This window comes from Mizugakiibacter sp., from assembly GCF_039680435.1.
GTDB lineage: Bacteria > Pseudomonadota > Gammaproteobacteria > Xanthomonadales > Rhodanobacteraceae > Mizugakiibacter.
On record NZ_JBDKSX010000020.1, the window covers coordinates 19,877 to 28,299 of the forward strand.

The window sequence follows — 8,423 nt, forward strand, 5'->3', positions numbered from 1 at the left end:
CGGTGGCGCGTTCACTCGTCGTCCCAGGGCTCTAGGCTGTCGGCGTAGCCGCCGAGCAGATTCCACAGCGCAACCTGCCTGTCGTCGGGAATGCGCGCGTAGGCGAAACCGACATGGTGCGCGGTCACCCGCGCGACGGTCGCCTCGACGTGGATGTTGAGATCCTCGCCGACCAGCATGTCCAGCACCCACAGCTCGCCGGGCTGAGCGCCCCAGCCTTGTGGCCGCTGCACCATCACGCCGGTCGCGGAGATGTCGGCCACCTCGCTGGAAAACGCGTCGCCGCCGCGGCTCATCAGCACCGCCGTCTCGATCTTCATGCGCGCATGGCGCAGGCCCTGGGTGGTCACCGGTTCCGTCCCCTTGCTGTTCTTATGGCGCATCGTCCAATCCCCGCACCCGACTACGCCGAGCTCGCGGCAGCGCGCTGCCAGCCAGGGCGCCGCGGCCGCGTCTTCCGGCGCAGGCGTCGTCGCTACCGATTCGCTCGATTCCCGCGTGACCGCAGCGATCATAGTGCGCGTCCCCCACCGCCGACAGGCGATTCCGGATTGCCGATCGAGGGCGCCCCGAATGCCGCGTACCCCGAAGCAAAATCCGCGCCACTGGTGCCGCATTGCGCAATGCCGCCGTCCGCTGGCGCCACGTGCAAAATTTTGTCGGATTGCGACCCGGCTTGCGGCAAGCCGCTGCCACGCCTGTCCAGGCCTCGCGCCCGTCCCGGACCGCGCCGTCACCGATGCGCTGCGGCGCAAGGATCGGCAACGCAGCGCTGGACTTGCGCCGCGCGACCCCGTAATCTCACCGCGCAAGGGTGGGGTTCGGACGGCGAGAGGCCGCCCGGTACCGAACGCGCAAGGCCGTATCGCCGCTTCCCCGGCGGCCCTCGAACGAGCATCCGCACTGTCGGACGCCGCCGCGAGCACGGCGCGATCGACCTCTGCTGCGCCTACCCGATGGCGGACGCGATCGTCCCGCCGCTTCCGGGTCCGGTGATGCCGGATCCGCCAAGAACCGACGTACGGGGTCGCCCAAGCCAGGCCGCGGCATGCGGCCGCCTTGATACGAGTGCCGAATGAGCACCGAGCCAGCTGAGGTCAGCGCGGCCGATGCGCCACATGGCGTATTCGCGCCGGTTCCACAGCAGCAGGAAATGCCCCTCGCGATGGTCAAGGGGCAGCCGGTCCTGGAGATGCCGCAGGACCTCTACATTCCGCCGGATGCGCTCGAGGTCATCCTCGACGCGTTCGAAGGACCGCTGGATCTGCTGCTGTACCTGATCCGGCGCCAGAACCTGGACATCCTCGATATACCGGTCGCCGAGATCACCCGGCAGTACACGGACTACATCGAGATGATGCGGGAGCTGCGTCTGGAGCTTGCCGCCGAATACCTGGTGATGGCCGCGATCCTGGCCGAGATCAAGTCGCGGCTGCTGCTGCCGCGGCCGCCGGCCGAGGAAGGCGCGGAAGAGGATCCGCGTGCGGAGCTGGTGCGCCGCCTGCAGGAGTACGAACGCTTCAAGAAGGCGGCCGAGGACATCGACACGCTGCCGCGCATGGAACGCGACACGTCCGCGGTGCAGGCCTACGTGGCCGACCGCAACGTGATCCGCCTGCCGCCGCCGGTGGAGATGAAGGAACTGCTGCTGGCGCTGCGCGACGTGCTGCATCGCGCCGAGCTGTTCGGCCATCACGCGGTCAAGCGCGAGGCCCTGTCGGTGCGCCAGCGCATGGGCGACGTGCTCAACCGGTTGGGCGACGGCGTGTTCCACCGCTTCGAGAGCCTGTTCGAGGCCAGCGAGGGCCGGCTCGGGGTGGTGGTCACCTTCCTGGCCCTGCTGGAACTGGCCAAGGAACAGCTGATCGAGATCATGCAGGAGGCGCCGCTGGCGCCGATCTACCTGAAGGCGCTGGCGACAGCCGAAGACCACGATGGAATTCAATCAACTGAAGCGCATCATTGAAGCTGTCCTGCTGGCCGCGGCGCAGCCGCTGTCGATCGCGCAGATCGCCGCGCTGTTCACCGAAGAGGAAGCGGTGAGCCACGACGAGCTGGCCCGCGTGCTGCAGTCGCTGCGCGAGGACTGCGCGGGGCGCGGCGTCGAGCTGGTCGAAGTGGCCTCCGGCTTCCGCTACCAGGTGTGCCCCGACGTGCACCCGTGGGTGGCGCGCATGTGGACCGAGCGGCCCAGCCGCTACTCGCGCGCGCTGCTGGAAACGCTCGCCCTGATCGCCTACCGGCAGCCGATCACGCGCGCCGAGATCGAGCAGATCCGCGGCGTCGCCGTCTCCAGCAACATCGTCAAGACCCTCGAAGAGCGCGAGTGGGTGCGCGTGGTCGGCTACCGCGACGTCCCCGGCAAGCCGGCGCTGTTCGGCACCACCAAGGGCTTCCTCGACTACTTCAACCTGAAATCGCTGGACGAGCTGCCGACGCTCGCCGAAATCCGCGACCTCGACGAGATCGAGCCGCAGCTGCGCTTCGACGGCGACGAGGCGATCCCCGCGCGGATCGCCGCCGACGCGAACGAGGCGGAAACCGAAGCGTCCGTCGATACCCCCGACGCGAATGCGGATGGCGACGACGCCGATCAATCCGCCCCCTTTTCCGATGCCGACGACGCCATCGCCGTCGGCGACAACGACACCGAGGAGAACCGCGCATGAATGCGCCACCCCGCAGCTTGCTCACGCTCAAGCGCCCGCGCGCAGAGGAAGCCGCCGCGCCCGCGCTGGAGGAGCGCCTGCACAAGGTGCTGGCCAATGCCGGCCTCGGCTCGCGCCGCATGCTCGAGCAGCGCATCCAGTCCGGCGAAGTCGAGCTGAACGGCGCGCCCGCCGGAATCGGCATGAGCGTGAAGGCCGGCGACCGCGTGGTCATGGACGGCAAGCAATTCGTCGTGGCCACCGACAGCCGCGACGACACCGAGGTGCTGATCTACCACAAGCCCGAAGGCGTGCTGACCACCCGCGACGATCCCGAAGGCCGCCCCACCGTGTTCGAGCAGTTGCCGCGCCTGAAGGGCGCGCGCTGGGTCGCAGTCGGCCGGCTCGACATCAACACCACCGGCCTGCTGCTGCTGACCACCGACGGCGAGCTCGCCAACGCGCTGATGCATCCGAAGAGCGGCATCGAGCGCGAATACCTGTGCCGCGTGCACGGCGAAGTGCCCGACGAGACGATCGAAAAACTCAAGGCCGGCGTGGAACTGGAGGACGGCCCCGCACGCTTCGACGAGATCGCGGTGATCAGCCGCGGCGGCAGCCATAGCTGGTTCCGCGTGGTGATCCGCGAGGGCCGCAACCGCGAAGTGCGCCGCCTGTGGGATTCCCAGGGCTTCCTGGTCAGCCGCCTCAAGCGCATCCGCTACGGCAACCTCGAACTGCCGCGCGGCCTGCGCCACGGCGACTGCGAGACGCTCGACGCGGACGCGGTCAAGGCGCTGCGCCAGCAGGCCGGCCTCGGCGCGCCACAGCCGACCCTGACCCTGAAACCGGTGCTGCACCAGCGCCGCGCCGCACCGCGCGGCACCACCGAAGTGCGCACCGAGCGCAGCGCGCCGCAGGCCTGGACCGGCGCCTACCACAGCGAGGCGCGCGAGCTGACGGCGTTCGACCGCATCCGCCCGGAGCCGTCTGCCCCGGGACGCGGCAAGCGCCGTCCCGGCGGCAAGAGGGAGGTCAACGGCAACGTGGCCCGCCCGGAGAAGCCGCAGCGCAAGAAGAACCGGCGCGGCGTCGCTCCCGGCCAGGAGCTGCCCTCGGTGCGCAGTTGGTTCGCCGGCGAGACGCGCGGCGGCGGACGCGGCGCGGGCGGCCCGGGACAGGGGCAGCAGCGCGGCGCCGGCGGTCCCAAGCGCGGCGGCCCGGGCGGCGCGCAACGCGGTCCAGGCGGTGCGCAGCGCGGCCCGGGCGGCGGTCAGCGGAGCCCGCACGGCTATGCCGGAACGCATACTCCCGGCGGCACACGCCCTGCGGGCAAGCCGATGCGCGGCAGGCCGGGCGGCCACAAGGGCCGCGGCCAGGGCGGCCACGGCGGCGGACGCGGCCATAGCTGAGCGCAGCCATGGACAAAGTGCGCATCTTCCACAATCCGCGATGTTCAAAATCGCGGGCGACGCTGGCGCTGCTCGAGGCGCGCGGCCTGCAGCCGGAAATCGTGGACTACCTCGACACGCCACCCGGCGCGGACGAGCTGTCTGCCATCCTCGACCGGCTCGGCACCGGGCCGCGCGAACTGATGCGCCGGGACGAGCCCGAGTATCTCGAACTCGGCCTCGACCGCCCGACGCTCAGTCGCGACGAGCTGGTGGCCGCGATGGTGGCGCACCCGCGCCTGATCCAGCGCCCGATCGTGCTGGCCAACGGCAAGGCCGCGCTCGGTCGCCCGCCCGAGGCGGTACTCGACATCCTGTGATCGCCGCGCGATGCGGCGCGGTCGGCGGGGTCAGCCCAGCGTGAACGCGTCGGCGTCCATCCACGCCGGGAAACGCTCGCGGTGCGCGCGCAGTACCTGCGGATCGAGCGTGACCGTGGCGACCTGCGCGACCGGCCCCAGCTCGACCAGCGATTCGCCGAGGCAGTCCAGCACCGCGCTGTCGCCCGCATAGGGATGGCCGTTGCCGTCGCTGCCGACGCGGTTCACGCCGACGCAGTAGCTGAGATTCTCGATCGCGCGCGCGCGCAGCAGCGTGCGCCAGGCCTGACGGCGCGGCGCCGGCCAGTTGGCGACGAACAGCAGAAGGTCGTAGTCCATGCCGCCGACGGTGCGTTCGTTGCGCCGGTTGCGGATCCACACCGGGAAGCGCAGGTCGTAGCAGACCAGCGGGCAGACGCGCCAGCCGTTCAGCTCGACGATCAGCCGGTGCTCGCCGCCGGCGTAGCGGGTGTGCTCGTCGGCCATGCGGAACAGGTGGCGCTTGTCGTACAGCTCGAAGCTGCCGTCCGGCCGCATCCACACAAGGCGGTTGACACAGCGGTCGTCCGCGCGCACCACCAGGCTGCCGGTGATCACCGCCCTCGCCTCGCTTGCCAGTGCGCGCAGCCAGGCGATGCCCTCGCCGTCCATGGTTTCGGCATTGCCCAGCGTCTCGTTGGTGAAGCCGGACAGGAAGGTTTCCGGCAGCACGATCAGGTCGCTGCCGCGGCCGGCCAGGCTGCGCACCAGCGTGCCGTAGTAGTCGCGGTTTCCCGCCGGGTCGTGCCAGCGCGTATCCCCCTGCACGAGGCTGACGGTGAGCGGCCGCATGGCGACGGCGCTCACAGCGCGCACAGCCGCTCGGCGGCCGCCTCCAGCGTGGCGTCGTTCTTGGCGAAGCACAGGCGCACCAGGCGGGTCTGCGGCGCGGCGTCGTAGAACGGCGTCAGCGGGATGGCCGCCACGCCGCCCTCGCGCACCAGCCACTCGCAGAAATTGATGTCGTCGGTGTCGCGGATCGCCGCGTAGTCGGCAAGCTGGAAGTAGCCGCCCGGCACGTCCAGCAGCTTCAGCCGCGACGGCGCCAGCAGTTGGCGGAAGCGGTCGCGTTTGGCCTGGTAGAACGCGGACAGTTCGAGGTAGTGCCGCGGCTCGTGCTCGAGCATCGCGGCGAATGCCCACTGCGCGGGGCTGAACGTGCAGAACGTCAGGTACTGGTGCACCTTGCGGAACTCCGCCGACATCGGCTTCGGCGCCACGCAGTAGCCGACCTTCCAGCCGGTGCAGTGGTAGGTCTTGCCGAACGAGCTGATCACGAAGCTGCGCTCGGCCAGCTCCGCGTGGCGCAGCACGCTCTGGTGCGCGACGTCGTCGTAGACGATGTGCTCGTAGACCTCGTCCGACAGCACCAGGATGCCGCTCGCGCGCACGATCCCCGCCAGCGCGTCCAGGTCGGCGGCGGTGAAGACCGCGCCGGACGGGTTGTGCGGCGTGTTGATCATGATCATGCGCGTCTTCGGCGTCACCGCGTCCCTGACGCGCTGCCAGTCCACGCCGAAGTCCGGCAGGCGCAGCGGCACGTGCACCGCGCGGCCGCCGGCCAGCTCGATCGCCGGCTCGTAGCAGTCGTAGCAGGGGTCGAGCACGATCACCTCGTCGCCCGTGCCGACGCTGCAGGCGATCGCGGCGAAGATCGCCTCGGTGGCGCCGGAGGTCACGGTGACCTCGGTGTCGGCGCTGATGCGCCGGCCGTACAGGCGCTCGGTCTTCAGCGCGATCTGCTCGCGCAGCGCCGGGATGCCGGTCATCGGCGCGTACTGGTTGCGGCCCTCGTCCATCGCGCGCGTCAGCGCGTCGCGCAACGGCCGCGGCGGGTCGAAATCGGGAAAGCCCTGGCCCAGATTGACGGCCTTGTGTTCCAGCGCGAGCTGGCTCATCACGCTGAAGATGGTGGTGCCAACCTTGGGCAGCTTGGTCTGGATCTGCATGGGCTTCGCAATTTGGATGGCCAAACGCCCGGCATGCTAGCACGCCGCCGGGGCGCTCCGCTGCGGGTCAGGGCTTGCGCACCTTGCACTCCTCGTGCTTGCGCCGCGTCGCCTCGGGCAGGCGCTCGGCCAGGTAGTCCACGAACGCGCGCACCGCCGGCAACAGGCCGCGGCGGCTCGGATAGACGAAGTGCATGGTGCCTTCCGGCGCGCTCCACTCCGGCAGCAGCACCTCCAGCTCGCCGCTCGCGACCGCCTGCGCGCACACGAGCTCCGGCAGCATCGCCGCGCCGATTCCCCGCCGCGCCGCTTCCAGCATGACGCTGAAGTCGCCGCAGATCAGGCGCGGCTGGATGTCGATGCCGACCCGCGCGCCGTCGCCGTCGAGCAGTTCCCAGGTCTGCACGCCGTCGTGTTCGAGCGTCGAGAGCGCCGGCAGCCTGGCCAGGTCGGCGGGCTGCTGCGGACGACCGAGCGCGTCGAGCAGCGCGGGGCTGGCCACCGGCAACACGCGCGACAGGCCGAACGTGCGCATCACCAGCGAGGCGTCGGTATCGAGCTTGGTGCGCACGCGGATCGCCACGTCGAAGCCTTCGCCGATCAGGTCGACACGACGGTTGTTCGCCAGCAGGCGCACCTGCACCTTGGGGTACTGCACGAGGAAGTCGGGCAGGATGCGGGCGACGACCGTCTGCGCCAGCGACACCGGACAGCTCACCCGCACCACGCCGCGCGGCTCGGCGCGCAGTTCGTCCACTGCGTCCTGCGCGGCGCGCGCCTCCTCCAGCACAGCCCGGCAGTGGCCGTAGAAACGTTCGCCCACCTCGGTGATCACGAAACGTCGCGTGGTCCGCTGCAGCAGGCGCACGCCGAGGCGCTCCTCCAACTGCGCGACGCGCTTGCTGAGCCGCGACTTCGGCAGCCCCAGCGCGCGACCGGCCGCCGAGAAGCCGCCGTGCTCGACCACCATCGCGAAGAAGTACAGGTCGTTCAGATCCTGCAGGGCGCCCGTCGGGAGATGCATGATTGTTTCCTGTTTTGAACGATACATCCCATTTTCGGCGACTTATCGCGATATTGTCCAACAACTAGCCTATATCACGAGCGGCGCCCACCGGACGCCCCAGACCGTGAAGAGGCCCATCATGAAACTTCTGCATATCGATTCCAGCGCCCTCGGCACGCATTCCGTGTCCCGCGGACTGACCGCCGCGATCGTGGCCCGGTGGCAGCGCAAGCATCCCGGTATCGAGATCGCGTACCGCGACCTCGCCGCCCGGCCGCTGCCGCATTGGGCTCCGGCCGGCGACGCCGCCGATCCCGCGGTGCGCGAAGGCAACGCCGTCCTCGACGAATTCCTCGCCGCCGACGTCGTCGTGATCGGCGCGCCGATGTACAACTTCAACATCCCCAGTCAACTGAAGGCATGGATCGACCGCATCCTGGTCGCCGGCAAGACCTTCCGCTACACCGCCAGTGGCCCGGAAGGCCTCGCCGGCGGCAAGAAGGTGATCGTCGCCTCGACGCGCGGCGGCATCTATACCGCGACGCCGCAGGCGGATTTCCAGGAATCCTACCTGCGCCACGTGCTCGGCTTCATCGGCGTGACCGACATCGAGTTCGTGCGCGCGGAAGGCCTGAACATCAGCCCCGAAACCAAGGCAGAGGCGATCAGGTCCGCATACGCCGGCATCGATGGCATGGTACGCAAGGCGGCCTGAAAGCCGCATTACGGCGCGACCGCCTGCGGCGTCCGCACGCGCTCCCCGCGCGTGCAGTCGAACCCACGTGGGTTCTCACCCGCCCTCTCCGAAACGCCAACGGCCCCTCGCGGGGCCGTCGTCGTTTCTGGCGGAGAGGGTGGGATTGTGCAGGCCATCCATGGCCTGCATCCGCGCCTGGCGGCGCGGACCGCCTGCGGCGTCCGCACGCGCTCCCCGCGCGTGCAGTCGAACCCACGTGGGTTCTCACCCGCCCTCTCCGAAACGCCAACGGCCCCTCGCGGGGCCGTCGTCG

8 protein-coding genes and 1 pseudogene are annotated in these 8,423 nt (G+C 70.0%); 5 read left to right on the forward strand and 4 right to left on the reverse strand.

Features of this window, described 5'->3' with window-relative positions:
• Positions 1–11 precede the first annotated feature (11 nt).
• Positions 12–383: a PilZ domain-containing protein gene (locus tag ABFC67_RS01640; RefSeq protein WP_346736291.1), complete on the reverse strand. Its 372-nt coding sequence runs from the start codon at positions 381–383 to the stop codon at positions 12–14.
• 692 nt (positions 384–1,075) lie between these two features.
• Between ABFC67_RS01640 and ABFC67_RS01645 the strand changes: the two genes are divergently transcribed.
• The 4 genes and pseudogenes from ABFC67_RS01645 (at position 1,076) to arsC (ending at position 4,419) form a co-directional block, all read left to right on the forward strand.
• Positions 1,076–1,966 (forward strand): ScpA family protein, encoded by an 891-nt coding sequence (locus ABFC67_RS01645; protein ID WP_346736292.1) that lies wholly within the window; start codon positions 1,076–1,078, stop codon positions 1,964–1,966.
• Positions 1,935–2,516, forward strand: a pseudogene (gene scpB / locus ABFC67_RS01650) (SMC-Scp complex subunit ScpB); the annotation flags it as partial. The gene ABFC67_RS01645 and the pseudogene scpB, both read left to right, overlap by 32 nt.
• Positions 2,517–2,665: 149 nt before the next feature.
• Positions 2,666–4,060 carry a pseudouridine synthase gene (locus ABFC67_RS01655; protein ID WP_346736293.1) on the forward strand — a complete coding sequence of 465 codons (1,395 nt, stop codon included), beginning with the start codon at positions 2,666–2,668 and terminating at the stop codon, positions 4,058–4,060.
• Positions 4,061–4,068: 8 nt separating this feature from the next.
• Positions 4,069–4,419, forward strand: coding sequence for an arsenate reductase (glutaredoxin) (gene arsC / locus ABFC67_RS01660; protein ID WP_346736294.1), 351 nt, complete (start codon positions 4,069–4,071; stop codon positions 4,417–4,419).
• A 30-nt stretch (positions 4,420–4,449) separates the two neighbouring features.
• Here the strand turns inward: arsC and ABFC67_RS01665 are convergent, their stop codons facing one another.
• From ABFC67_RS01665 to ABFC67_RS01675, 3 genes are all read right to left on the reverse strand, one after another.
• Positions 4,450–5,250 carry an amidohydrolase gene (locus ABFC67_RS01665; RefSeq protein ID WP_346736295.1) on the reverse strand — a complete coding sequence of 267 codons (801 nt, stop codon included), beginning with the start codon at positions 5,248–5,250 and terminating at the stop codon, positions 4,450–4,452.
• 11 nt (positions 5,251–5,261) lie between these two features.
• Complete coding sequence (locus ABFC67_RS01670; RefSeq protein WP_346736296.1) at positions 5,262–6,407, reverse strand: pyridoxal phosphate-dependent aminotransferase; 1,146 nt, start codon at positions 6,405–6,407, stop codon at positions 5,262–5,264.
• A gap of 67 nt (positions 6,408–6,474) precedes the next feature.
• Positions 6,475–7,431, reverse strand: coding sequence for a LysR substrate-binding domain-containing protein (locus ABFC67_RS01675; protein WP_346736297.1), 957 nt, complete (start codon positions 7,429–7,431; stop codon positions 6,475–6,477).
• Between the two features lie 121 nt (positions 7,432–7,552).
• Between ABFC67_RS01675 and ABFC67_RS01680 the strand changes: the two genes are divergently transcribed.
• On the forward strand, positions 7,553–8,128 hold the full coding sequence (locus tag ABFC67_RS01680; RefSeq protein ID WP_346736299.1) for an FMN-dependent NADH-azoreductase: 576 nt from the start codon (positions 7,553–7,555) through the stop codon (positions 8,126–8,128).
• The last annotated feature ends 295 nt before the right edge of the window (positions 8,129–8,423 follow it).